Below are 24314 nucleotides of genomic sequence, written 5' to 3' on the forward strand. Positions count from 1 at the left end.
TCAGCTCGCGAATCCCAGCGCCTCGGCTCGCGCGGCGTGGGCCGTCGGGCTGGCGGCTACACGGTTGACGACAACCGCCATGGACACGCTGCCGAATTTTGATAGGCCAGCTTGTGCCTTGCGTATGGCGGCTGCATTGGCCGCGCCGTCGCGAACCACCAGGATGACCAGGTCGGCATAGGCAGCCAGCGCCGCCACATCCGGCTGCGCGACAAAGGACGACGCGTCGACGATGATGAGGCCGAAATCGGCACGAATATCGTCCGGCGGCAACGGCCGGCTCTTCATACTGCCGTTCAGGAGCTCTTCGACGGAGCGAAGGTCCGACTTGACGATGCCGGATGCTTGCGTCACAGGCGTCGCATCGGTGGGCTTCGGTTCCATCTCGATCAGGACGCTCAGCGTTCCGTTCTTGATGGCAGACCGGTTGAGCGATCGTGCCACCGTGCTGCCGCCGGCACTGGCGTCCGCGGACATCACAAGCGCGACCTTGCCGTGCGGCCCCGGAAGCTGCTCGATGTTCTCGATCAAGCGTTGCAGATGCGGACTGAGATCGGGTTCGCCCGTCGTGGAGATCGGCGTCTGCCAGACGCTCTTGATGGAGCCCGGCGACGACACGTTGGGAATCCGGACCAGAACCGGCGGCTCCGGCGGCAACTCGGTTTGCAGCGAGGGAGCATCCGCACCGCGGGTTCCCGGAACGGGTTTCGCCGGGAGCAGCTTCAGGCCAGGCGCGGCGACGATGGCCGTCGCGATCAGCAGCGAGGCAATCGCGAGCGCGGCGATCAGCAGGGGCAGCGGCGGAAGCGTCGAGCGCACCGGCGCTGTGGCAGGCGAAGCGATCTTGGTCTGAGAGTTCTGCAGCAGGCGCTGCTCGTCGGTCGTCTTGTACCGCGACAGGAACTGCTCGTAGATGTTTTTGTTGGCGTCCGCGTCACGCTGCAACTCCTGCAACCTGACGAGCGCCTGACCGTCGACCAGGATCTGCGATTCGACCGCTTTCAGCTGGTCTTCAAGGCCCTTCTGCTGGTCGCGCTGGGCCTCATATTCCGACTTTGCAGTCTCGATGTTCTTCTTCCGCTCGATCTCGATCCGCCGGTTGAGGTCGTTCAACTGGCCGTACGACATGACGAGGTCGGGGTGACGGTCACCGAGCACCGCACGCTTCTGCGCAATCTGATCGTTGAGCGCCGAGCACTGCGCCCGCAGCGCGGCCAGGAGGTCCTGCTTGACCGGCCCATCGACATTCGCCTTCAGGTCGCGTTGCACCTGCTCGTAGCGCGCCTTGGCCTCCTCGGTGCGCGCACGTGCGGCGGCAACCTGCTGCGTGAGATCGGTAACGCGCAATTGCTGGGTCGTTGAATCCCTGCCGGCATTCACGATCCGGTGCTCGAGCTTGAACGCGGCGACGGCATCCTCCGACGCCCTCAAGCGGTCGCTCAGCGTCTTCAGCCGGCTCTTGAGCCAGTCGGCCGCCTCGTCGGTGGCCACGACGCGGGTCCCGCGCTGATTGGCAACGAAGGCCTCGGCCACGGCGTTGGCGTAGTATGCGGCGCGCTGCGCATTGTTGGACGTGAACTTGATGGCGATGACGTAAGTGAGCCCACGACGGGAAATGTCGAGCCGGCTGCGAAACTTGTCGAGCAGACGGGTGGGGTCGCTCTTGCCGCCGGCAATGTCTTCGTCGTCCGCGACCTTGAGCTCGATCAGCGGCCGCAGGAAGCCGTCGGATTTCGCAATCTCGACCAAGCTCTGAAGCGCTGCGGCATCCTGGCCGATCCCCGGCAGCACGTCCTGATCGGTGGTCACGCGCTGCTCACGCGGGTCGACGACAACCAGTGCAGTTGCCGCATAGCGAGCCGGAATAAGCAGCAGGAGGATGGTACCGATCGCGAAGATGACCGACGCGAGCGTCAATATGCGTCGACCGTTTTCGCGCAGGAAGGAAATTGTACCTGCAAGAGTCAGCACACCCTTGGGGGCTTCCCCCACAGGCTTGCGGGCCGGTACACCAGTCTCCCACGACGCTGCGGGATCCGTTGGATCGGACCGTCTCGGGCCTTGGCGGCTACCGAACATCATGGGTTCTGACTCAAGTTCACTGGCATTCACTGCTCAGCGGCCTGCCTTAAGTAGATATCTATGGTTAATCGACAGTTACCTCTAGTTGCACGGCCGTAACCGATGCATGGCCGTAACCAATTAGTTAACGCGCTGCCTGTACCTTGCCGCCAACACAATGGAATCTCGCTTCGCCAGCAAGTCCGTAAAATGTGCAGTAACCTCAACACGCGTTGCTCGACGTACGAACGTGTCTCGCGTGATAAGGATGCGCATAAAAATGAGGGAGACGAATCCACTCCCTCAACGGCTGAGGAATCCGTGCTCCACTTTAAGCCAAGCCCAGACCTGCGCGAGGCGCCGCTCCAATCGTCATCCGCATCACGCGATCGGCCAAGCACGATCCAGCCGAAGCAGCGCGTCATCCTGATGCAGACTCAGGCGGAGAACGCCGGCGCTCAGGAGATCTCGAGACTGCTTGGCAACGGCCTGACCGCGCGCGGCTATGAAGTCTACAATCTGTTCTTCTTCCGCAAATCGGATTCCTTCGACGAGCCGCCCAATACGCTTTACTGCGCTGCGAGCCGCCCGGGAAATCCAGCCGCGCTGCTCAGGATGCTGTGGACGCTCGCCGGTCATATCAGAACCATCAAGCCCGATGTCGTCCTGACCTTCCAGCATTTCGGCAACGTCATCGGCGCAGGCGTATCGCGCCTCGTCAGCCGCGCCCCCGTTATCGCCAACCAGGTGTCCTCGGCAATGTCGATGAGCTGGCCGGTTCGTGCCGCCGACATCGTCATGGGCAGCGTCGGATTCTTCACGTGCATCACGCTGAACTCGCGGGACATGGAGCGCGAGTACGCGCGCTACCCGGCTCCCTATCGGTCGCGCATGAAACACGTCCCGCACGGTTTCGACGACAAATCTCGCGGTCTGCCAAGAAAGATTGCGCGGCAACAGTTCAAGCTGCCGCCGGATTGCATCCTGCTCGGGTGCGCCGCCAGGCTGCACCCGCACAAGCGGCTTGATGCGGCAATACGTCTGCTCGCCGGCGAACTGTCGTGGCACCTTGCGCTCGCCGGGCAAGGTGCGGATAAGGAACGGCTAAGGGGTTTGGCCGACGAGCTGAAAGTAAGCGACAGATTGCACTTCATCGGCGAGATTGCGCCACAGCAGATGGCGGACTTTCTGGCCTGCCTCGACGTGTTCGTGTTCCCCTCGCAAGCCGAAACCTTCGGACTCGCCGCCGTCGAGGCCGCGAGCGCGGGCATTCCTTGCGTCGTAAATGACCTTCCTGTCCTGCGCGAAGTGCTGTCGTTCGACCGCAAGCCCGCTGCCATTTTCGTTGATGCTGGAAACCAGGCCGAGTTGTGGGCCGCCGTTTCCAGGATCCTGGTGGACAGCACCCTGAGCGCAGAGCTGCGACAATGCGCCAAGGGCCTGAAGTCGCGCTATTCGCTAGATATCATGGTCGACGAATACGTCCACATTCTCGACGAAGCCATTGAAACGGGCGTACATCAGGTGGGCCGGACATGATCATCGAGTTTCGCTGCGAAAGGGAGCATGCACGGCTGTGGATGTGCCGCGAGATGCTACCCGTCAACGGACAGGACGTCCCGGTGCAGATCGCGTGGATCGCGACGGCGCAGCCTCGGCCCGCCGGCCTGGAAGCGCTGTTCGATCTCGAGCGCATGGTGTTGCGCAAGGGCAAGGCGGGCGGCGCCGACAGATTGAAGGCAATCCCCGAACAGTCGCGCGCTTCATTGGGCAAGGCCGACGTGGTGGTCGACTTCACGACTGCGAAACGGAATCCGGACTGTTCTGCCCGGCTCTATCTTCGTCCGCGATTCAACGGCGTGGCGGGAGAGAACGCCGCGCTCGCGGCCGTGCTCGCCGGTGATCTGCCGGTGATCGAAATCGTCAATGAGCTCGACGGTACGGTGATGGACCGCGGCCATCCTTCCGGCGAAATCGCAACCGGCTTGAGCGGTGCGCTTGAAACGGTCATGGCACGAACCCTGACGATGCTGACGGCAATTCTGTCCGGAGCCACACGGCTGGTGCCGCAGCTGTCCGCTTCGACCAGCGGACGCACGCCGCAAAATGCCACCGCCTATGTCGCACGCGGCCTGGCTGCTTCGATTGCCAAGGAGATCTATCGCCTGTGCTGCTACGCGCCGCATTGGCATGTCGGCTGGCGCTTCGTCGAAAACGCGGATGTCTGGCACACCGGCGATCTATCCGGGCCGACCTGGAACGTGCTGAGGGATCCCGGGCATCGCTTCTTCGCCGATCCTTTCCCGGTCAAATGGCAGGGACGAACATTCGTCTTCTTCGAAGACCTCGACCACCGGGTCGGCAAGGGCATCATTTCCGCCGTCGAGTTCGACGGCAAGGGGCCGGTCGCAAACGTCGTGCCCGTGCTGGAAGAGCCATGGCATCTGTCCTACCCGTTCCTGATCGAAGACAATGGCGAGCTATGGATGATCCCGGAAAGCACCGAGCATCAGGACGTCCCGCTGTACAGGTGCATTCGGTTTCCCGACAAGTGGGAGCGTCACGGCACGCTGCTCTCCGGGCTTGAGCTCGCCGATGTGACCATCACGCGCCACAACGGCCTCTATTATCTGTTCGGGGCCTGGCGCGACGGCACCGGCGGATATTCCGATACATTGGCGATCTACTATGCCGAGCAGTTGTTCGGCCCCTGGTTGCCTCACGCCAACAATCCGGTCTTGATGGATCGCGCGAGTGTCCGACCGGCCGGAAACTTCGTGAACATCAATGGCCGGCTGTGGCGGCCGGTGCAGGATTGCACCAACGGATATGGCGGGGCGCTCGGTCTTGCGGAGGTGCTCGAGCTGTCGCCGACGACCTATAGGCAGGCCGTTCGTCACTCGCTCAAGCCCGGTCCGGCATGGACCGGGCGAAAGCTGCACACGCTCAACCGGTGCGGCCAGCTCGAGGTGATCGACGGGTCGCGGGTTCAACCGAAGACCACGGTTTTGCTGCGCGGATTGCTGTCCGCGGCCCGCACGTCCCTGTCGGAATGGCATAGCGCGGCAGGAGCGAAACCTGTCGCAAGGCGGGTCCAATAGCGCGCCTGCGACCTTTTTCGTCGCGGATCGGGCTCCGAGGCGCTTACGGCTATTTCCCGATCTCAACTGTCGCCGATCGGCCGGACACCAACGCAACATTGTCCGGAATGTGGTCCAGCACGATGCGCACCGGCACGCGCTGCGCAAGCCGAACCCAACTGAAGGTCGGATTGACGTTTGCCAGCAGGTTCGCACCTTCCGCCCGGTCGCGATCCTCGATACCCGCCGCGATGCTCTCGACGTGCCCGGTCAGCCGGGTCGGATCGCCCATCAGCCGTATCCGTGCCTTGTCGCCGACGTGGAGGCGCGCGAGCTTGGTCTCCTCGAAATAGCCCTCCACATGCAGCGTATCTGTGTCGACGAGCGCCATCACGCCCTTGCCGGCGGTGACGTAGGCACCGGGCCTGAGATCCATGTTGGAGATCGTGCCGTTCACTGACGCGTGCACCTCGCTGCGGTCGAGGTTGAGCTGTGCCACCGCGCGATCGGCGACGGCCTGATCATAGGCTGCTTTCGCCTGGAGCTGAGCGGCCAGAACCTGCTCCTGCTTCTGCTGCGACACAGCGTCGGTGGTCAGCGCGCTGTAGCGCTTCAGGTCGGCGTTCGCCTGATCCAGCGTGGCGCGATGGCCGGCGACCGCGGCATCGGCCTGCTGCAGCGCCAGGGCGAAGCGTTCGCGATCGATCCGGAACAGGACATCGCCGCGACGAACTTTCTGATTGTCCTTGACCAGCACATCGGTGACGAAGCCGGATACGTCGGGTGCAACCTGAATGACGTCGGCGCGAACCCGGCCGTCACGCGTCCATGGAGATTCCATGTAGTAGACCCATAGCGCCCGGCCGACGGCGAGCGCCGCGACGACGGCGATAAGTGTCAACGCAACGCGGCCAAGCCAGGTGAGATTCCCCTTCATGGCAAAAACTCCGAAAGATAGACGACGACGCCCAGCAGGCAGACGTAGAGGGCAAAATTGAACAGCGCGCGGTGCCAGACCAGCCGGTCAAGGCCGAAGCGCTGCATGATCCGGCTGACGATAGCGCTCAGCGCATAGGCCACGATCAGCCAAAGCAGCAGCGCCGGAACCAGGACGCCGTAGATGTCGAGCTCATATCTCATGCCGCAAAACTCTCTTCGGGCCGCGGCTGGTACGCCGGCGCATTCGGAAACAGGCCGCGACGGATGCCGACGAGGCCGAGCAATGCATCATCCCGCGCGCTGTCATTGGGGTCCTTGACGACCTCGGCCAGCGCTGCATCGATGCGTGACAGCAGTTCGAGACGCACTGCACCTCCCGCATGACGACGAAAGACGGCCGCGAGATCGTCGAGCATGTCGTCGATAACGCGCACGGTCGATGCGGCCAGGCCGTAGCGGGCACGTCGCAGGTCGATAATGTTGAGTCCGATGCGAAGCTGGACCAGGCTGTCGGCATCGCGGCGGTCGCTCTCCGAGATGAAGGCAATGCGCTGCACCAGCAATCCAAGCCGATGCAGCATCAGGCCGGCGAACTGCGCGCGATCACCGCGGCCGCGGCGCTCGGCGGCGACCGCGAGCGTCTGCCAGCTCGATAGCATCAGGCGCTTGGCGACCCACTCAGCGCCGACGCCGCGTGCGATCCGCGTCACGACTTCGGCAACAACAACGCCGACGAAGAAGGCGACGGCGGAATTGGCATAGGTTGCAAAATCCGCACTGTAGGTCGATTGCAGCGCGAGCAGCGTCGCGGTGTTGGCGGCGAGCGCCATGCCGGTCGGCGCGGTCGCGGGCCGCGCGATCAGAAAACCGTACAGCAGGAAGGTCGGCGCCAATGCGACGATCAAGACCTCGATATGAGAAATTCCAGGCACCAGCGCGAATTGATAGATCGCGACGACGACGATCGCGACCAGCGACCACAGACCGAAGGCCCGGATGCCGCGCGCGGGCTCGTCATGCGCGGCGAAGAAGGAGCAGGCGACGGCTGCCATCATAGGCGCGGAAGCTCCGTCCGCCCAGCCGGTCGCGATCCACAGGCCGCAGCAGATCAGGACGGCTACCGCCGCACCTGCGGCCGACCACAGCGCCATGCCGTGATCGCGATGACGAACCGGCGCAGCGCCCGACTCGGGGCGGAACGCCAGCGCAATGGTGGAGACATCCCTGCCGGCCGCGATCGCATCGCCCACCGCGCGGCAGTCGGCCGAGATGTCGACAAGCTCGCACAACCGCAACAGCAGGCTGATCGTGATGATGCGCTCCCGAGGCGCGACGCCGTCGAGCGCGGACTGCCGCTCCGCAATCGCAGCACGGATCCGCTCCCCGGATTGCCGCAAACGATCCTCGTTCACGATCCATTCGCCGAGATCGCCGAGCAGTTGCCTCAGCTCCGGCTGCCTTTGCAGCGCGCCCTCGCCCAGTGCGGCAAGTCGATCTTCGATCGAGGTAATCACCGGCAACAGCATCAGCATGCGCAACCGGACCTCACTGAGGCCGCGCACGGCACCGGCGGCGGCCAGCCGGTCATAGGCGAGATGAGTGGCCAGTGTGTCGATCTCGACGATATCGGTGGCAAGGCGAAGGCGCTGGACCCGGTGCGTCTCGCTGGTCCCGTGTTGAAGCAGCACGTCGCGGGACAGGCGGCGCGCATCCGACAGCCAGCTCCTGACGCGGCCGCCAACGGCCGGCGCGACGCTGCGAGGAAACACCACTGTTGACACCACGCTGGCACAGATGATGCCAAGCGATATCTCCTCGAGCCTCGCCACCGCGATATCGAAGATGTTTCCCGGCTCGGCCACGGACGGAAAGCCGATCAGCGCGACGGTATACCCGGCCAGCATGAAGACGTAGCTGCGCGGCGTTCCGTCGAGTAGCGACAGGTAAAGGCAAAGCCCGACCCAGAGCGCAATCGCGAGGCACAGCAGCTCCGGCGCATTGATCAGGTTCGGCACCATCGCAACCGTCACGGTCGCGCCGATCAGCGTCCCCATCACGCGGAAGAATGCCTTGGAGCTTGTCGCGCCGGCCAGCGGTTGCGAGGTGATGTAGACAGTTGCCATCGCCCAATAGGGTCGCGGCAGATCCAGCGCCAACGCGACCACGAGCGCCAGGATCGACGCAGCGAACGTCTTCAAAGCGAAAATGAGGTCCGCGTGGCGGACCAGAAACGGCTCTTCCGCGCGCATGACTATTTCGCCTCTGGAGCAGCCTTCGGTTCCTGCAGGCGGCTGGCACGCTGCTCGATGCGCTGGAGCATCTCGAACGTTATCGCAAGTTCGTCGCTGCCGATATCCTTCAGCAGACTGGCCCGCACGCGGCGCAAGATCCGGTTGGTCTCCTCGACTTTCGCCTCTCCGGCCGCGGTGAGATGCAGCGTTTTGGCGCGCCGGTCGGTCGGGTCCTCGCGGCGCTCCACGAGCCCTTCGGTCTGCAGCAGATCGATCAGCCGCACCAGCGAAGGCCCTTCGATCCCGAGCTCATCGGCCAGTACGCCCTGACGGACGTTTTCCCCTTGTCGCGACAGCACCAGCAGGGGAATCGCGGTCGCGTAGGACAGGCCGTGATCCGACAGCACCTGGTCCGACTCGCGGCGCCAGATGCGTGCAAGCCTCGTGATCAGGCGGCCGATTTCGGCGTGGATATGCGCTTGCGATGGAGCCATGCAAATTAGATAGGATACGAACTATTAGGCTGCAACTATATAGGCTAAGACATTTCGGGGGATCACGAAAAAGCGAATGGCTGCGCAGGAGGGCGCGGGCCTGACGGCAGCGGCACGCGAGGAACTTTCCGGCGAAGGCAGCCCGGCGCTCGCGGATTTATGTCCCAGTGCTGCTCCTGACGCCCCTCGCAACTTGTCAAGGACTGGCTGTCGGCTGCCACAGCCGCTATCTGGAAAGCGAGAGGCCGGCGTAGGCGCGTGCCTTGTGCAGGGAGTTCCAGGTGTGAGCGTCGCATTCACCAAGGAAGAAAGTGCCGAGACCGCGTCCGAAACGCTGCTGCCGGACCGTCCGATCTCGTCTCACCCGAATCTTGTCACGGCGGCCGGCCTGAAGGCGCTGGAAGCACAGTTGAAGGCGGCGCAGGAAGCTTACGAGATCTCGCAAAAGATCGACGATGTAAACGAGCGGCGGCGGCAAGGCGCGCTGCCGCTGCGAGATGCGCGATATTTCGCGGAGCGGGTCCGGACGGCTCAGGTGGTCCCGGAGCCAACAACGTTTGACACCGTTTGCTTTGGAAGCACGGTCACCTTCAGCCGCGATGACGGTCGCATCCAAAAGTATCGAATCGTGGGCGAGGACGAGGCCGACCCGAAGAAGGGGATGATCTCCTTCGTTTCACCGATCGCCAGGCTTTTGATGGGCAAGTCCGTCGGAGAGGTGATCGAAGCGTCGGGACAGGACATCGAAGTCGTCGCGATCTCATAGCGATCGGGACTGACAAGCAAGGCACCTCGTATCGAGGTGGAGATAGCGGGCATTGAGCGTGTCGCCTGGCGCCGGCGACGGCCGGGTCGATCGGTCTGGAGTCCAACGGACTCCAGACCGATCCGTTCGATGGTTAGCTGAACTGGTTCATCGTGTTGTGGACACCACCGGCCTTCAGAGCAGCCTCGCCGGCGAAGTATTCCTTGTGATCGTCGCCGATGTCGGATCCAGCCATGTTCTGATGCTTGACGCAGGCAATGCCCTGACGGATTTCCTGCCGCTGGACGTTCTTCACATATCCCAGCATGCCCTGCTCGCCGAAATATTCCTTCGCGAGGTTATCCGTCGATAGAGCAGCCGTGTGATAGGTCGGCAGCGTGATCAGATGGTGAAAGATACCGGCGCGCTTTGCCGAATCGGCTTGGAAGGTACGGATACGCTCGTCGGCTTCGATCGCCAGCGGCGTGTTGTCGTATTCCGCCTTCATCAGTTCGGCACGGTTATACTTGCTGACGTCCTTGCCGGCTTCCTTCATCGCATCGTAGACCTGCCAACGGAAGTTGAGCGTCCAGTTGAAGGAAGGCGAGTTGTTGTAGGCCAGTTTCGCGTTCGGCACCACCTCACGGATGCGATCGACCATCTTGGCGATCTGCTCGATGTGGGGCTTCTCGGTCTCGATCCACAGCAGGTCGGCGCCGTTCTGCAGCGAGGTGATGCAGTCGAGCACGCAGCGATCTTCGCCGGTGCCGGGACGGAACTGATAGAGATTGCTGGGAAGGCGCTTCGGACGCATCATCTTGCCGTTGCGGTTGATGATGACATCGCCATTCCTGGCGTTCTCGGCCGTCACTTCCTCGCAATCGAGGAAGCTGTTGTACTTATCGCCGATGTCGCCGGGCTTGTGGCTCACGGCGATCTGCTGCGTGAGGCCGGCGCCGAGCGAGTCGGTGCGGGTCACGACGATGCCGTCTTCCACGCCCAATTCGAGGAAGGCGTGACGGCAGGCACGGATCTTCGCAAGGAAGACGTCGTGCGGCACAGTCACCTTGCCGTCCTGGTGGCCGCACTGCTTCTCGTCGGAGACCTGGTTTTCGATCTGCAGCGCGCACGCGCCGGCTTCGATCATCTTCTTGGCGAGCAGGTAGGTCGCCTCGGCATTGCCAAAGCCGGCGTCGATGTCGGCGATCACGGGCACGACGTGGGTCTGGAAGTTGTCGATCTTCTCGATCAGCTCCTTTTCCTTCGCCTTGTCGCCCGCCTTGCGGGCCGCATCGAGCGCGCGGAAGATGTCGTTGAGCTCGCGGGAATCAGCCTGACGCAGGAAGGTGTAGAGCTCTTCGATCAGGGCCGGCACCGAGGTCTTCTCGTGCATCGACTGATCGGGCAGCGGTCCGAATTCGGAGCGGAGCGCCGCGATCATCCAGCCCGAGAGGTACAGGTAGCGGCGATCGGTGGTGCCGAAGTGCTTCTTGACCGAGATCAGCTTCTGCTGGGCGATGAAGCCGTGCCAGCAACCGAGCGACTGGGTGTACTTGGTACTGTCAGCGTCATAGGCGGCCATGTCGGCACGCATCAGCGCCGCGGTGTAGCGCGCAACGTCGAGACCGGTCTTGAAGCGATTCTGCAGGCGCATCCGCGCCACGGCCTCGGCGGTGACGCCGTTCCACGTCGGCTTGGTCTTGAGGAGCGCTTCGGCTGCCTCAATCTCGCTCTGATAGGACGCCGGTCCCTGGATGGCCCGGTCGCTGATCCCACGCGGTTGGAAGTTCATGTGCATGATCCCTTCGGTGACGACAAATCTGGAGCGTTTGTACGCGCCACCTCGCCGGTTGCCAGTCATCCCGCAGAAAGCTTGTCATACTTTACAGGAATATGGTGTATTGTTGTAAGAACATTACAAAGCACGAGAATTCGATATGACAACCTCCAGCGCCCGCTCCGTCTTCATGGGACCACGACTGCGACGGCTGCGACGCGACCTCGGGCTGACCCAGGCGGACATGGCGGCCGACCTGGAAATATCGGCCCCCTACGTCGCGCTTTTGGAACGCAATCAGCGGCCGGTGACGGCGGATATGCTGCTTCGTCTTGCCCGCACCTACAAAATCGACCTCGCCGATCTCGCAGGCGACGGCGGCGCCGATCACACGGCGCGCATGCAGTCCATTCTGAAGGAGCCGATGTTTTCCGACATCGATATCCCCGCACTCGAGATTAGCGACCTCGCCGTCAGCTATCCGGGAATGACCGAAGCATTCCTTCGCCTCTACACCGCCTACCGCGAAGAGCAATTGGCGCTCGCGGAGCGAAGCGCTCCGGAGCGGACCGGCGCGACATCATTACCGGGCCAGGAGAGCTTTGACGCAAACGACCCGGTCGCGGAAGTCAGGCGGTTTCTTGCCGCGCGCCGCAATAACTTCGCCAACCTGGACGATGCAGCCGAACGTCTCGTCCAGGCACCTTCCGGACCGGCTGGATTCATCGAACGCTTTCGGGTTCGTCACAATCTTCAAGTGCGCTATCTGCCGCCGAACGTCATGCTGGGCTCGGTCAGGCGGCTGGACCTCCATCGCAGACAGCTCCTGCTTGAGGATTCTCTCGATACCGCAAGCCTCAATTTTCAGTTGGCCAAGCAACTTGCCTATCTCGAACTGGAAGATGAGATTGGCGCGGCACTGGAAGCCGGCAAGTTCTCGACCAAGAGCGCTGAATTGCTGGCACGTCGGGCGCTCGCAGCGTACGCCGCCGGCGCGCTCATCATGCCCTATTCCGTGTTCGCGAAAGCTGTCGATACGCGTCGTTACGATGTAGAGGCGCTGGCGCGTCAATTCGGCACCAGCTTCGAACAGACGGCGCATCGCCTTACGACCTTGCAGCGGCCAGGGCTTGAGAAGGTCCCGTTCTTTCTGATCCGCGTCGATCCGGCCGGCAACATTTCCAAGCTGCTTGACGGTGCGGGATTCCCGTTTGCCAAGCACGGAGGCGCGTGTCCGCTTTGGTCTGTCCACGGCGTCTTCAGGACACCACGCCAGATTGTCACGCAATGGCTGGAATTACCCGATGGACAGCGCTTCTTTTCGATCGCCCGCACTGTCACCGCCGGCGGAGGTTCGTTTGGCGCGATCCGCGTGGAGCGGGCGATCGCGATCGGCTGCGCTGCCGAGCATGCGGGACAGTTGATCTATACCCGCGACGGGCAGGGTCCGCGTGCGGACGAGCCGACGCCGATCGGCGTTGCATGCCGCGTCTGTCACCGCCCGAAATGCGCCGCACGATCGGCGCCGCCAATCGGACGCGAGATTCTTCCCGACGATTTCAGGACCTCAAGCGTCCCCTTCGGGTTCTCCGGGGACTGAAATCTTCTCAAGGTGAACGCCGTTGTCGACGCATCCGATGCAGCAGGGTCCGTTCGGGCCTTGTCGAAAACTGCGCCGTGCGAACGCCCAGCCTCGGCGTTGTACGAGCCGCTCGAGCTGCCCACCAGTCAATCATCCCGCCCGTGTCCGAATGCCCTTGGCTTTGTCTAGTTTTGTGTCACGTTCCAGCCCAAAGCCCTCCAGCCTGTAACGTGCTCGTCCCCAGCACACGCCGATTTTTCAACTGGAGGTGGAAGACCGAACTTAACGCGCACCGAGGCCCTTGGAGCGCCTGGTTTTGGTTTGCCTGTATTAAGCTCTCATGCATGGTCGCGCGTTCTCGTTGGCAGCGCAGCCGCGCCGGGCGGCGACGCGCTCTGCTTTTCCCGCACAAGCGCGGATCTCGGCGCCGCACGGGCCAGGCCGGCCAGCGCCATCTTTCGCCGCCGGCGTGCCTGCAATTGCTGATCCGCCAGCACGCCGATCAGAATCACCGTCCCCATCACGGCGAAGTTCAGGGAATTGGGGATGCCCAGGATATTCACCAGGTTCTGCAGCACCTGCAGAAGCGCCGTTCCCAGCACGATGCCGAGAATGGAGCCCTCGCCTCCGCGCAGGCTGCACCCACCGAGAACGGCAGCCGCGATCGCATAGAGCTCATAGAAGTTGCCGAACGAACTCGGAGAGACGGAGTTGGTGTAGAACACGAACAACACGGTCGAAATCCCGGCCAGTCCACCGCTGATGATATAGGCGGTCGCGATCACGACATTTGTGCTGATACCGGAGAAGCGCGCCGCCTCCTCGTTCTTGCCCACCGCATAGAGCCAGCGCCCGTAGACCGAGCGGTGCAGCAGCACGCCAAGGATCAGCGCCAGGATGATCAGGAAGATGAAGGTGTTCGGGATGCCCGCGAGATTGCCGGAGGCGATGTTGCTCAACGTGCTCGCCTCGTCACCGTAGCCGAAGCCGCGTGTCGAATCGCTCGTGTAGTAGCGCGCGACGCCGCGATAGATCAGCAACCCGCACAACGTCACGATGAAGGGCTGCATCTTCAGCCGTGTGATCAAGAAGCCCTGGATGCCTCCCAGCGCCAGCCCGCCCAGCAGGACCAGCAACAGCGCGAAGGGCCAATAGATCTGATAAGTCGTCAGAAGGTCGACGAAGACGACGCCGAGCAGCGCGAACATCGAGCCGAGCGAAAGATCGATGCCTCCGGTGATGATCACGAGCCCCTCGCCTAGCGCGAACACACCGAACAGGCCGATCAGATTGGCCAGGTTCAGCAAGTTCACCAACGAAAGGAAGGCCGGATTGATCGCGCCCGTGATGGCGGAGACCACCGCCAGAAGCAGAAACAGTCCGAGTTCTTTTTTCACCATGACGCAGCGGCTTCCGTGGTTTCCAGTGCCTGGCCCATCGCAAGCCGCAACACGTTGTATTCGCTGAACTGCTCGCGCTCCAGCACGCCGCTGACACTGCCTTCATGCATCACAGCTACCCGGTCGGAGACGCCGATGACCTCCTCCATGTCCGAGGAGATCATCACGATCGCGACACCCTGGTCGGCGAGCTCCCGCATCAGCGCGTAGATCTCGCTCTTGGCACCGACATCGATGCCACGGGTCGGCTCGTCGAAGAACATCACTCGAGGCTGCATGGACAGCCACTTGCCCAGCACGACCTTTTGCTGGTTGCCGCCGGAGAGCGTCACAGCCTCCATATCGATGCTCGGCGCCTTTATGGACAGGCTCCTGGCCTGTTCCTTCGCGACCTTGTGCTCGGCCGCGCCGTTGACCAGCCACATCCGTGCATAATTCAGCAAGTTCGCGAGCGTCACGTTCTCCCGGATCGGCAGCTCCAGCACCAACCCGGATTTCTTGCGGTCCTCCGGCACCAGATAGATCCCTTGCCTGATCGCGTCCCGCGGCGACGCGACACCGACCGGCGCGTTGTCGATCCTGATCTCGCCACCCAGCAGCGGATCGATGCCGAACACCGCGCGGGCAAGGGAGGTGCGGCCAGCGCCCACGAGCCCGGCCAGACCGAGGATCTCGCCGCGCCGCACTGAAAGGTTAATCTGCCGGTCGGGAAAGGCGGCCGTCACGAGGCCGGCGATATCGCAACCGCCCTGCTGCGGCGACCGCGCCGGCGGCGTATACAGCCTCTTCAGGTCGCGGCCGATCATCAGCCGGATCATTGCGGCATGGCTTAGCTCGTTCCGCGTCAGCTCCCCCACCGTGCGCCCGTCGCGCAGCACCACAACGCGGTCAGCGCAGGTCATGATCTCGCCCAGCCGGTGAGAAATATAGATCACTGAGATGCCGTGCTCCCGCAGGTCGGCAATCACCTCCAGCAGCCGTTCAGTCTCCGAAATTGTCAGACTGGAGGTCGGCTCGTCCATGATGATCACGCGGGCGTCAATCGAGAGCGCCTTGGCAATCTCCACCATCTGGCGCTCCGCGATGGACAGGTTGTCGACCGGCGTGTCCGGCGCGAAATCGGCGCCCAGCCGCTCCAGCAGCGGCATCACGCGGGCGCGCATCTCCTCGTTGTCCACCAACTTCAGCGGGCCGCCAGTGAGCTTCTCGCGCCCTATGAAGACGTTGGCCGCGACGTCGAGATTCTCGAACAGGTTCAGTTCCTGGTGCACGAAGGCAATGCCGGCCTGTGTCGCCTCATTCACTGTCATCCGGGCGTGGTTGTTGCCGCCAATACGGATCACGCCCTCGCTCGGCGCGATCACGCCTCCTAGCACGCGCATCAGCGTCGATTTGCCGGCGCCGTTCTCGCCGATCAGGCCCAACACCTCGCCGCGATACACGCGCAGGTTAACATCGTCGAGAGCCCTGACACCGGGATATGTCTTGCTGATCCCGGCGAGTTCGAGCAACGTGTCTGCCATTTAGCGTTTCCTCCCGCATGACGCCCGGCGGCCTGTGGCAGCCGGGCGTTGAAGCACGCCGAAGTTACTTCTTCAGCAGTTCCTTCAGATTTGCGGTGAACTCCGCGACATTGGACTTGCTGACCACCTTGGTCGGCACGATCAGCTTGCCGTCCGCCGGGATCCAGGACTTGTCGCCGTTCAACGTTTTGATGATGTTGTTGGCGGAGAGGTAGCCGAACTCGTACGGCTGCTGCACGACCGTGGATTCGATCGTGCCGTCGGAAATGCCCCGCAGCGTGCGCTGGTCCTCGTCGAAGCCGACGATCTTCACCTTGCCGGCCTTACCCGCAGCCTTCACCGCGTCATAGATCAGCGGTGTCTCGTAGCTCCACAGGCCGGACAACAGCGCAATGTCGGGATATCTGACGAGCACGTTCTCCATGTTCGCCTTGGCCTTGGCGAAGTCCACCTGATCAGTGAACACGTCGACCAGTTCGACCTTGGTACCGGCGATCGCCTCCTTGATACCCTGCACCCGCTCGCGAGCGTTGTCAGCGTCCATCGTTCCGACGAACAACGCGATCTTGCCGCCGTTCGGCAGCGCCTTCTTGATTTCCTCGCCCGCCTGCCGCCCAGCCGCGACGTTGTCGGTGCCGATATAGGCGAGACGATTGCTCTGCGGCGCGTCGCTATCCGTCGTGATCAACACGGTCCTCGCCGCAACCTTGTTGAGTTCTTCGGTTGCGTGCTGCGCATCGTCTACAGAGATGGAGATGCCGGCGACGCCGCGCACCAAGAGGTCGTCCAACTCGCGCCGCTGGCCCGCCGCGGTGCCTTCGTTGGTGACGATCAACTCGATATTGTAGTCCGGATGCTCCTTCTGCGCCTTCTCAAGCCCGCGCCCGGCGATGGTCCAGAAGTCGGCCGCGACATTGGTCACCAGTGCGATGGTCTTTTTCTGCTGCGCCTGCGCCACTCCCGTGGCCATCACGAATACGGTTGCGCTCGCCAGCAGCGGCACGATCAGTTTCTTTATTGAGCCGTTCATGTGCACCTCCCTTTCGTCACCCCACCGTGAGGGGACCCACGTCCGGGCGCTTGTTGCGCCTTATTTTATTTATTAAGAGAATAAATTAGGCAGAATCAGACCTCCAGTCAAGGGTGTATCTGTTCTATTCTTCAAGTACTAAGCGCAGATGCGATACGATACGGCAACTCTACGGCACACATCATCTGTTTACATCTGCTAGTAGTGCAAATTAGTTTCAGATTGCGAACTAAAAGTCGTCACGCACATTGATTAACTTCACTCAGCGAATTAAAAATGCCCAGCATGGTCGAGCAACCTGAGCCGCCGAGACGTGCCTCAAGCGTGGCCCGCGGATCGAACCGCGGCCGCCTCGTGGAAGTCTTGCGACGTCAAGGGCCGTTGCCGCGCGTGGAGCTTGCACGCAGTACGGGGCTGAGCTTCCCGGCCATTTCGGCCATCACGTCGAAACTGATAGCGGAAGAACTGCTTTGCGAGGCCGAGACCGACACGGGTGCGGCGACGTCGTGGCCTGACGACACCGACGAAGAGGATGCGGACGGGCTGAATGGCCGTCGCCGTGGCCGGCCGGCGGTGCTGCTGACCCTGAACCCTGAGTTTGGCCGCATCGTTGCGGTCTCGCTGCGCATGAACCTGATTGAGACACTGATCGCGGATTTCAGCGGCTCTGGCCTGGCGCAATCGCGACTTGCGCTCGCGACACGCGCTCTCGATGCAGGCGCGTTGCGCGATCTCGTGAGCGCACAGATCGAGGCTATGCTCGACGCGACAGCCACGCCGCGGCATCGGCTGTTGGGAATCGGGATTGCGCTGCAGGGCATCGTAAACGCCGACACCGGCCGGCATCTGTGGAGTCCGGCGCTGTCGATGACCGACGTCGACCTGGCGAAGCCGATCCGTCAGGCATTCGGCGTCGACGTCGTGATGGCGAACGACGCTGTTGCAGTTGCGGTGGCCCTCGCAGCCTCGGAACCGGCACTGGCACAAGGCCTCTCGGCCACGATCATGGTCGGCCACGGCGTCGGGATGGGCATCGTCGTCGACGGTGAAGCGCGCTGGGGTGCCGGCGCCGGCAGTGAGATCGGCCATGTCAAGTTGGCGCCGAACGGTCCGCAATGCCGGTGCGGTCAACGCGGCTGCATCGAGGCCTATCTCGCCGACTACGCTCTCTACCGCGACGCCCGCACCTTTCTCGACCTGCCGCCGGCGGTGTCGCAGCAGCCGTCCGAGGCGCAGATGGCCCTGCTGCGCGAGCGAGCACTGGGCGGCGATCCTCGTCTCGAGCACCTATTCCGGCAGGCAGGCCACGCGCTTGCCGAGGCGGTCGCCACAACGATATCGGTGCTACGCCCGCATCATATCGTCCTGGCGGGTCCCGGCCTGCAGGCATTTGACATGATGCGCCGCGCCTATGAGGAGCGGCTCGATCAGGCAGTGTTGCCATGGCTGCTCAAGTCCACGGCGATATATGTGCGTCCAAGCGAGTCGGCGGCAATTGTCGACGGCATGGTGCGGCGGACCCTGCGGGTCGTGGATCGAAGCCACATGGAGACGACCGAGTGAATACCGGGAGCTGCGGCCCCGTGTTTGAGCCGCAGCAACGCAACCGACGCCCTCCAGGCGCCAAAATCGAGAGGATGCCAATGCAGGGCGCCATCTATCCAAGCCTCAAGGACCGGACCGTGCTCGTGACCGGCGGCGGTTCCGGTATCGGCGAGGCCATTGTCCGCCAGTTCGTCGGCCAGGGCTCGCGGGTCGGTTTCATTGACATCGATGTGAATGCCTCAAAGCGACTGCTGGCCAGCCTACCGGCGCATGCCAGCGTGCACTTCGAACACGCCGATCTGCGCGACATCGGCGCCCTGAGACGCGCGGTCGCCGGCGTCCGCGAGGCGCTCGGGCCGATCACCATCCTGGTCAACAACGCTGCCCGCGACGACCGTCACACGATCGAGGACGTCACGCCGGAATTCTGGGACGAGCGGATCGCCGTCAACCTGAAACATCAGTTCTTTAGCGCCCAGGCGGTTGCGCCGGACATGACCCGGGCAGGAGGCGGTTCGATCGTCAACATCGGCTCGGTAAGCTGGCTGATCGGCCAGGGCAACATGCCCTGCTACACCACCGCCAAGTCCGCGATTCAGGGGCTAACCCGCGCGCTCGCCCGCGATCTTGGGCCGAACAACGTGCGGGTCAATTCCATTCTGCCCGGATGGATCATGACCCAGCGGCAGCAGGATCTGTGGTTGACACCTGAAGGTGAGGCCGAACTCATGCAGCGCCAATGCCTTAAGCGCAAGCTCATGCCGGACGATATCGCCCGCATCGTCCTCTTCTTCGCCGCCGACGACAGCGGCGCCTGCACCAACCAGAGCTACATCGTCGATGGCGGCTGGGTCTAACCATATTTGCCGACTGCGTTGTCGAAGTCTGGCGAGCTCGACGGATGCGTGTCGAGTCTGAAGCGCGCGACGAAGTGCGTTCGCCGTTGGGGACGAAACGGCAGCGTAGCTAAAACTGCGCACGACCGAAGTCCAAGCCTCTTGCCGAAGCTAGCTGGATCCGATTGGGACGATGGTGTCGGGCCTACCTGGTGAACATCCAGAGTTGCTCGCTCGCCATGTAGCCGGCCAGCAACAAGGCGCAGAACGCAACGATCACGGCTGCGGCGCCGACCTCGATCGCTCTCATTGCGAGTATGCCGAATCCGGCCCGCGCGCTCGCGAAACGGCTCGCGAGTTGCCGCGCGCTGATCGCGGCTGTTGCGATCGCGGCTACCGTGATGGCCGTTCCCAATCCCATGATCAGCGTTGCGCCGACGCCGGTCCAGAACAGGTCCTGCGCCAGCGCGAAGATGAGCACGATGATCGCGCCGGAACATGGCCGCAGTCCGACCGCAACGACCGCCGACAAGCCACGCTGCCAGCCACCCGAGCCGGCAAGCTCGGCCGGTTCGGGCCCGTGGGCGTGCCCCCAGGCCGATTCGTGATGGTCAGCACACTCGCAATGAAAGCCGTGTACGCGACTGGTGCACCCATCAACCTGGCATTGACCGCCGCGCATGGCCGTCGCGGCGAGCCGCGGGTTGGGCAACTGAAGGGCGTTAACGCCCCGAGCCGGAGCGAAGGCGAGGACAGGCGTCTGGCGCCACGTCAGTTCGCGGCAGGCTATGAGAAGGCCGCGGCCTTTGACGTACAGAAGCCGCAGGCCGATCAGGATCACCAGCACGTAGCTGACGATCTCGACGAGGTGCACTGTCAGGCCAATCGCCTTGGCGGTCGCGCCTAGAAGGACCGCCGCAATCGCCACGACAATGATGGCAACGAGGGATTGAATGCCCGCCGACACAAAGGACAGAACAACACCACGGCGCCAGGTCTCTTCGTTGGCGACGAGATAGGAGGAGATCACGGCCTTGCCGTGGCCCGGCCCGACGGCATGGAAGACGCCGTAGACAAACGAGATGCCAAACAGGCTCCACATCGCCGCTCCATCCTGCTTGCTCGCTTTGATGAAGCCGGACAGCGAACGGTAAAAGGCCGCCTGCTCGGCGAAGATCCAGCCCATCAAGCCTGAGGCCGGCGCAGCGGTTGCGGGATGAGGAGCGCCAAAGGGCGCGCCCCGCGCCGACGCAGCATCGATGCCACAGAGGGCCGCGACCGCTACCAGCCCAGCCAATATCAGAACATGCGACCTGGTCATGGGCACTTCACCAGGATCTTGTTGGCAAAGGTCTCGCCATAGGTGCTGGAGGGGTCGAGCGGCACGGCATCGAGTTGACTGAGCCGCGCCTGTTCGGCCGGTGTCGGCTGATGCGGCAGATCGTAGGTGAGCAGGCATTGCGGTGCCCCGCTCAAGGACACCGGCTTGTCCTTGGCGAACTCGAAATCCACGAAGATGGAGGGATCGTAGATCTCGATTTGCGTCGCCTTCGCCGGGGCCGCCGCCTTCAACGGCAGGGTGAAATGCAGGGTGAGGGCGGCGTTCTTGTATTCGAGCCAGTAGTCGACCGGATCCGAAAATTTCAGCTTCTTGCCGTCGGCGCGCGCATAGGTGAAGTAAGCATACTCCTTCAGTGAATCGACGTTGGTCTGCGCGAGCGACGCCAGTTCCTCGCGCGTGTATTGGCCCTTCTTGGCGTGGGGGATACCCTGAAGCGCATAAGCGGAAAACATGTCGTCGAAGGTCCAGGCGTGGCGAATACCCGTCATGGTGCCATCCGCCGCGTAAAGCACTTCGCTGTGGAAGGCGACCCAGACGTGGGGATGCGCATGCGCGCGGTGGACGGGTAACGCGAGCAGGAGCATCGCGCAGAAGGAGGGATAGAGCCGTTTTATCATGACTATTTTGCCCGATCGGAGAGCCGGTGTCGAACGCCCGCACGCGGCGGGCGCGGCGATCTCGGATGCGCTCGCATGAAGCAGACGTCGGCGCCGAACAGACGGCAGCAGCTCTCAATCTGCGACCAAGGAGAATCCGATGGCTTCAGCTATTGTATGCGTCGTCGCATGTCGTGCGGCGTAGGACAGCGACTCCTGCTCTCAGCAGGCAGGCGGCGCGCGCGACAGGAAGGCCACGCGGCGCGGCTGAATTGCGATATCCGGAACGGGGTTGGGCGAACGATCGAGGTTGTTCCATTGGAGCAAGGGCAGCTTTGCCGGCGCATGCAGTATCGACGAATTCGCCAACAGGAAGCTCGAGAAGCAGATCGTGCAGTGTTCGTCGTCATCGGCCAGCCGCGACGGATGCCGCTCGGCGATCTGCCGTTGCGGCCGGACTTGCCCGACGCTCGCGACGTCGCGGCGAGCGCGCCCGGAGAAAGCGAAATCATCCTTGTGGACGTGGGCGAATGACAGCACGAGCTGCAGCGTGAGCGCCACGAGCGCAAGACAGGCTCCACAGCGCTGCACGAAAACCCGTGCCGGCATGAACTTCGTCAACGCCTTATTCCCCTTCTGACGCGACTATGGACCAAAAGAATATGGCGATCCATAGGCTATAATTGTCCTTGCCATCGACAAAGCAGTGCCATGGCGTGCTGCCGGCCGGAGCGCCATCAAAGCAAAGCGTCACGGCACGACGTCGATACACAAGGGCAGTTGAATATGATTATTGAGCGCACAATCGAGTATCTGTGGGAAGGCCGGGCGCTCTCGATCGGAATGGCGAGCGCGGGAAATGGTCCGGACGTGATCCTGCTGCCTGCACTCAGCTCGATTTCGACGCGAGCCGAGATGTATCCGCTGCTCGAGCGACTGGCATCCGACTGTCGTGCGACAACCGTCGACTGGCCTGGATTCGGCGACCTGCCGCGCCCGCGCGCCGACTGGTCGCCCGAGATGCTTTCGACATTCCTGGACTGGTTCTTGAGCCAGATGTCGCCGACGGCACGCATGATTGTCGCCGCCGGACATGCGGCGACCTATGCGCTTCATCATGCGGCGCGCCACCGCGACGCGGTCGACCGCCTCGTGCTGCTCGCGCCGACCTGGCGAGGGCCCCTCCCCACGATGATGGGCTATCGCCCCTGGTTCGCCCGCGTGCGAGCGGCGATCGATTGGCCGCTGATCGGCCAGTTGCTCTACCGGATCAATGTCAGTCGTTTTGTGGTGACGAGCATGGCGCGCGAGCACGTCTATAGCGAGGCGGACTGGCTCTCTGGCGACCGCCTCGCCGCCAAGCTTGCGGTAACACAGGCAAAAGGAGCACGCCACGCTTCGGTGCGGTTTGTGACCGGATACCTCGATCGGGTCGCGAGCCGCGAGGACTTTCTCGACCTGGTGCGGAAGGCGGACAAACCGACACTGGTGGTCTATGGGCACGAGACCCCAGCGCGCTCGCGCGGCGAAATCGAAGCGCTGGCGACTTTGCCGCATGTCCGGCTGGAGCGGCTGGAGAAGGGCAAGCTGTCTATCCATGAGGAATTCCCGGATGCGGTCATTTCCGTCATCCGGCCGTTTCTTTTCGATGGAGTGGGCTCGTTCCGCCCTTTTGCCTCCCTTCCGTAACGCGAGCGTCCCGCCGCTCGCCGGCCGCATCGACCGGCGGGAATATGCTGTCGTAGATCGCGCGGGCCTCCCGGATCAGACGCGCCCGCTCGAGTTCGGATTTCGAAACAAATCCTACGATCTCTCCCATCTGCACTCCCCTTAGGCGCAGCAAGCCTCAAAGCCTTGCTTGAGCACGTCCGTAGGCAGATCGCGTCCGATGAAAACGAGCCGGGTCTGGCGCGCCTCGTCCTTCTTCCACGCACGCTGGCTGCCACCTTCGATCAGCATGTGGACGCCCTGAACGACAAATCGCCGGTCGTCGTTCGCCAATGCAATGATTCCCTTCATGCGCAGGATGTCGGTGCCGAAGCGTTGAGCGACATTGTTGATCCACGGGATGAATGTCTCTGGATTCATCGGGCTGTCGGCGATCAGCGACAGGCTGGCAACAGTGTCGTCGTGCTCGTGATCGTGCTCCTCGGTGAGGAAGCCCGGCTCAACCTCGAGAATGCGGTCAAGATTGAAGGCGTCCCGCCCTAGCACCTGGTCGAGAGCGAGGCTGCAGCGCTCGGTTCGATGGATCGCCGCGTAAGGATTGATCTTGCGGATGCGGCGCTCGATCGTCACGAGACCCTTCTCGTCGACAAGATCGACTTTGTTGACGAGAACGACGTCGGCGAACGCCAACTGCTCCTGCGCTTCAGGGGTCCGGTCGATCTGGTCAAGCAGGTGCTTGGCGTCCGCGACTGTGACGATAGCGTCAAGCTTGGTCTTGCGGCGGACGTCGTCGTCGACAAAGAAGGTCTGTGCGACCGGGGCGGGGTCGGCAAGTCCCGTGGTCTCGACCACGATACCATCGAAGCCGCGGCTGCGCCGCATCAGCCCCGCGATGATGCGAATGAGGTCGCCGCGCACCGTGCAGCAGATGCAGCCGTTGTTCATCTCGAAAATCTCCTCGTCCGCGTCGACGATGAGATCGTTGTCGATGCCGACCTCTCCGAATTCGTTCACGATCACGGCAAAGCGCTTGCCATGCGTCTCGGAGAGAATGCGGTTCAGCAGCGTCGTCTTCCCGGAGCCGAGATAGCCGGTCAGAACCGTGACGGGAATCCGGGGTGCAGCATCGGCCATGGTGTTGTTTCCTCCTCGCGCTTCATGGGCGGCAGCGCTTTTCGCCATATCGTCGGGATCGCGGATCTGCGCATCGTGGGCTTCGGGCCGGGATCGAACAGAAGGACGCCTTCGCAACTTGACGCGAAATGCCACTCGAGCTCATTGCGACCCATAACGTAATGTTATAACATTACATACGATCGGGAGAAGACGCAAGGGACATCAATCAAGCGATTTGGAGAGGCCCTCTTTGTTCCGGCTGTGTCGCGACACCCCAGTACATGCCGAAGCTCGACGGCAGTTTGATTTCCATTTGGCCCGTCGTTCGCCACACGACCTCTCCAAGGCG

The 24314-nt window shown here is 62.8% G+C and carries 21 protein-coding genes; 7 read left to right on the forward strand and 14 right to left on the reverse strand.

Annotation, left to right across the window (positions count from 1 at the left end):
- Positions 1–2079: an exopolysaccharide transport family protein gene (locus MTX19_RS33665; RefSeq protein ID WP_280984963.1), complete on the reverse strand. Its 2079-nt coding sequence runs from the start codon at positions 2077–2079 to the stop codon at positions 1–3.
- 303 nt (positions 2080–2382) lie between these two features.
- On the opposite strand from MTX19_RS33665, the gene MTX19_RS33670 reads away from it, so the two are divergent.
- Complete coding sequence (locus tag MTX19_RS33670; RefSeq protein ID WP_280984964.1) at positions 2383–3600, forward strand: glycosyltransferase family 4 protein; 1218 nt, start codon at positions 2383–2385, stop codon at positions 3598–3600.
- Positions 3597–5162, forward strand: a complete 1566-nt coding sequence (locus tag MTX19_RS33675; protein ID WP_280981063.1) for a hypothetical protein — start codon at positions 3597–3599, stop codon at positions 5160–5162. The genes MTX19_RS33670 and MTX19_RS33675 overlap by 4 nt, the downstream gene beginning before the upstream one ends.
- A 49-nt stretch (positions 5163–5211) precedes the next feature.
- Here MTX19_RS33675 and MTX19_RS33680 read toward each other — a convergent pair whose 3' ends face one another.
- The 4 genes from MTX19_RS33680 to MTX19_RS33695 are packed head-to-tail and all read right to left on the reverse strand — an operon-like array spanning position 5212 to position 8805.
- Positions 5212–6078, reverse strand: a complete 867-nt coding sequence (locus MTX19_RS33680; RefSeq protein ID WP_280981064.1) for an HlyD family secretion protein — start codon at positions 6076–6078, stop codon at positions 5212–5214.
- The gene (locus MTX19_RS33685; protein WP_280973811.1) at positions 6075–6281 is read right to left on the reverse strand and encodes a DUF1656 domain-containing protein; all 207 of its coding nucleotides are present in this window, start codon (positions 6279–6281) and stop codon (positions 6075–6077) included. The genes MTX19_RS33680 and MTX19_RS33685 overlap by 4 nt, the downstream gene beginning before the upstream one ends.
- Entirely contained in the window at positions 6278–8329 is a 2052-nt protein-coding gene (locus tag MTX19_RS33690; RefSeq protein WP_280981065.1) for an FUSC family protein, read from the reverse strand. The genes MTX19_RS33685 and MTX19_RS33690 overlap by 4 nt, the downstream gene beginning before the upstream one ends.
- A 2-nt stretch (positions 8330–8331) precedes the next feature.
- Positions 8332–8805, reverse strand: coding sequence for a MarR family transcriptional regulator (locus tag MTX19_RS33695; protein WP_280981066.1), 474 nt, complete (start codon positions 8803–8805; stop codon positions 8332–8334).
- A gap of 283 nt (positions 8806–9088) precedes the next feature.
- Here MTX19_RS33695 and greA point away from each other — a divergent pair, with 283 nt between their 5' ends.
- Positions 9089–9571 (forward strand): transcription elongation factor GreA, encoded by a 483-nt coding sequence (gene greA, locus MTX19_RS33700; protein ID WP_280986150.1) that lies wholly within the window; start codon positions 9089–9091, stop codon positions 9569–9571.
- A gap of 133 nt (positions 9572–9704) precedes the next feature.
- Here greA and MTX19_RS33705 read toward each other — a convergent pair whose 3' ends face one another.
- Positions 9705–11342 carry an isocitrate lyase gene (locus MTX19_RS33705; RefSeq protein ID WP_280981067.1) on the reverse strand — a complete coding sequence of 546 codons (1638 nt, stop codon included), beginning with the start codon at positions 11340–11342 and terminating at the stop codon, positions 9705–9707.
- A 145-nt stretch (positions 11343–11487) separates the two neighbouring features.
- Here MTX19_RS33705 and MTX19_RS33710 point away from each other — a divergent pair, with 145 nt between their 5' ends.
- Positions 11488–12927 (forward strand): helix-turn-helix transcriptional regulator, encoded by a 1440-nt coding sequence (locus MTX19_RS33710; protein WP_280981068.1) that lies wholly within the window; start codon positions 11488–11490, stop codon positions 12925–12927.
- 320 nt (positions 12928–13247) lie between these two features.
- Here the strand turns inward: MTX19_RS33710 and MTX19_RS33715 are convergent, their stop codons facing one another.
- The 3 genes from MTX19_RS33715 to MTX19_RS33725 form a co-directional block, all read right to left on the reverse strand.
- Entirely contained in the window at positions 13248–14309 is a 1062-nt protein-coding gene (locus tag MTX19_RS33715; RefSeq protein WP_280985672.1) for an ABC transporter permease, read from the reverse strand.
- Entirely contained in the window at positions 14303–15832 is a 1530-nt protein-coding gene (locus tag MTX19_RS33720; protein ID WP_280981070.1) for a sugar ABC transporter ATP-binding protein, read from the reverse strand. Before MTX19_RS33720 ends, MTX19_RS33715 begins: the two co-directional genes overlap by 7 nt.
- A 64-nt stretch (positions 15833–15896) precedes the next feature.
- The gene (locus MTX19_RS33725; protein WP_280981071.1) at positions 15897–16862 is read right to left on the reverse strand and encodes a sugar-binding protein; all 966 of its coding nucleotides are present in this window, start codon (positions 16860–16862) and stop codon (positions 15897–15899) included.
- Between the two features lie 285 nt (positions 16863–17147).
- Here MTX19_RS33725 and MTX19_RS33730 point away from each other — a divergent pair, with 285 nt between their 5' ends.
- Both MTX19_RS33730 and MTX19_RS33735 read left to right on the forward strand, forming a co-directional pair.
- Positions 17148–18425 (forward strand): ROK family protein, encoded by a 1278-nt coding sequence (locus tag MTX19_RS33730; protein ID WP_280984966.1) that lies wholly within the window; start codon positions 17148–17150, stop codon positions 18423–18425.
- An 80-nt stretch (positions 18426–18505) separates the two neighbouring features.
- On the forward strand, positions 18506–19264 hold the full coding sequence (locus tag MTX19_RS33735) for an SDR family oxidoreductase (protein WP_280981072.1): 759 nt from the start codon (positions 18506–18508) through the stop codon (positions 19262–19264).
- 184 nt (positions 19265–19448) lie between these two features.
- Here MTX19_RS33735 and MTX19_RS33740 read toward each other — a convergent pair whose 3' ends face one another.
- The 3 genes from MTX19_RS33740 to MTX19_RS33750 all read right to left on the reverse strand — a co-directional run bounded on the left by MTX19_RS33740 (position 19449) and on the right by MTX19_RS33750 (position 21802).
- Entirely contained in the window at positions 19449–20564 is a 1116-nt protein-coding gene (locus MTX19_RS33740) for a nickel transporter (RefSeq protein ID WP_280981073.1), read from the reverse strand.
- On the reverse strand, positions 20561–21202 hold the full coding sequence (locus tag MTX19_RS33745) for a DUF1007 family protein (RefSeq protein WP_280981074.1): 642 nt from the start codon (positions 21200–21202) through the stop codon (positions 20561–20563). The genes MTX19_RS33740 and MTX19_RS33745 overlap by 4 nt, the downstream gene beginning before the upstream one ends.
- A 201-nt stretch (positions 21203–21403) precedes the next feature.
- A complete protein-coding gene (locus MTX19_RS33750) occupies positions 21404–21802 on the reverse strand; it encodes a hypothetical protein (RefSeq protein ID WP_280985673.1) in 399 nt (132 codons plus the stop codon).
- Positions 21803–21892: 90 nt separating this feature from the next.
- Here MTX19_RS33750 and MTX19_RS33755 point away from each other — a divergent pair, with 90 nt between their 5' ends.
- A complete protein-coding gene (locus MTX19_RS33755; protein WP_280981076.1) occupies positions 21893–22870 on the forward strand; it encodes an alpha/beta hydrolase in 978 nt (325 codons plus the stop codon).
- Here MTX19_RS33755 and MTX19_RS33760 read toward each other — a convergent pair.
- The gene (locus MTX19_RS33760; RefSeq protein ID WP_280981077.1) at positions 22809–23000 is read right to left on the reverse strand and encodes a hypothetical protein; all 192 of its coding nucleotides are present in this window, start codon (positions 22998–23000) and stop codon (positions 22809–22811) included. The genes MTX19_RS33755 and MTX19_RS33760 overlap by 62 nt on opposite strands.
- A gap of 11 nt (positions 23001–23011) precedes the next feature.
- Complete coding sequence (locus MTX19_RS33765) at positions 23012–23983, reverse strand: GTP-binding protein (RefSeq protein ID WP_280981078.1); 972 nt, start codon at positions 23981–23983, stop codon at positions 23012–23014.
- Positions 23984–24314 lie beyond the last annotated feature (331 nt).

The organism is Bradyrhizobium sp. ISRA464 (genome assembly GCF_029910095.1).
GTDB lineage: Bacteria > Pseudomonadota > Alphaproteobacteria > Rhizobiales > Xanthobacteraceae > Bradyrhizobium.

Bases quoted from the DNA above. Each gene is read 5' to 3' on its own strand.
- MTX19_RS33665 (WP_280984963.1), bottom strand. From the start codon at position 2,079: ATGTTCGGTAGCCGCCAAGGCCCGAGACGGTCCGATCCAACGGATCCC.
- MTX19_RS33675 (WP_280981063.1), top strand. From the start codon at position 3,597: ATGATCATCGAGTTTCGCTGCGAAAGGGAGCATGCACGGCTGTGGATG.
- MTX19_RS33680 (WP_280981064.1), bottom strand. From the start codon at position 6,078: ATGAAGGGGAATCTCACCTGGCTTGGCCGCGTTGCGTTGACACTTATC.
- MTX19_RS33685 (WP_280973811.1), bottom strand. From the start codon at position 6,281: ATGAGATATGAGCTCGACATCTACGGCGTCCTGGTTCCGGCGCTGCTG.
- MTX19_RS33690 (WP_280981065.1), bottom strand. From the start codon at position 8,329: ATGCGCGCGGAAGAGCCGTTTCTGGTCCGCCACGCGGACCTCATTTTC.
- MTX19_RS33695 (WP_280981066.1), bottom strand. From the start codon at position 8,805: ATGGCTCCATCGCAAGCGCATATCCACGCCGAAATCGGCCGCCTGATC.
- MTX19_RS33705 (WP_280981067.1), bottom strand. From the start codon at position 11,342: ATGAACTTCCAACCGCGTGGGATCAGCGACCGGGCCATCCAGGGACCG.
- MTX19_RS33710 (WP_280981068.1), top strand. From the start codon at position 11,488: ATGACAACCTCCAGCGCCCGCTCCGTCTTCATGGGACCACGACTGCGA.
- MTX19_RS33715 (WP_280985672.1), bottom strand. From the start codon at position 14,309: ATGGTGAAAAAAGAACTCGGACTGTTTCTGCTTCTGGCGGTGGTCTCC.
- MTX19_RS33720 (WP_280981070.1), bottom strand. From the start codon at position 15,832: ATGGCAGACACGTTGCTCGAACTCGCCGGGATCAGCAAGACATATCCC.
- MTX19_RS33725 (WP_280981071.1), bottom strand. From the start codon at position 16,862: ATGAACGGCTCAATAAAGAAACTGATCGTGCCGCTGCTGGCGAGCGCA.
- MTX19_RS33730 (WP_280984966.1), top strand. From the start codon at position 17,148: ATGGTCGAGCAACCTGAGCCGCCGAGACGTGCCTCAAGCGTGGCCCGC.
- MTX19_RS33735 (WP_280981072.1), top strand. From the start codon at position 18,506: ATGCAGGGCGCCATCTATCCAAGCCTCAAGGACCGGACCGTGCTCGTG.
- MTX19_RS33740 (WP_280981073.1), bottom strand. From the start codon at position 20,564: ATGACCAGGTCGCATGTTCTGATATTGGCTGGGCTGGTAGCGGTCGCG.
- MTX19_RS33745 (WP_280981074.1), bottom strand. From the start codon at position 21,202: ATGATAAAACGGCTCTATCCCTCCTTCTGCGCGATGCTCCTGCTCGCG.
- MTX19_RS33755 (WP_280981076.1), top strand. From the start codon at position 21,893: ATGGCGTGCTGCCGGCCGGAGCGCCATCAAAGCAAAGCGTCACGGCAC.
- MTX19_RS33760 (WP_280981077.1), bottom strand. From the start codon at position 23,000: ATGGGAGAGATCGTAGGATTTGTTTCGAAATCCGAACTCGAGCGGGCG.
- MTX19_RS33765 (WP_280981078.1), bottom strand. From the start codon at position 23,983: ATGGCCGATGCTGCACCCCGGATTCCCGTCACGGTTCTGACCGGCTAT.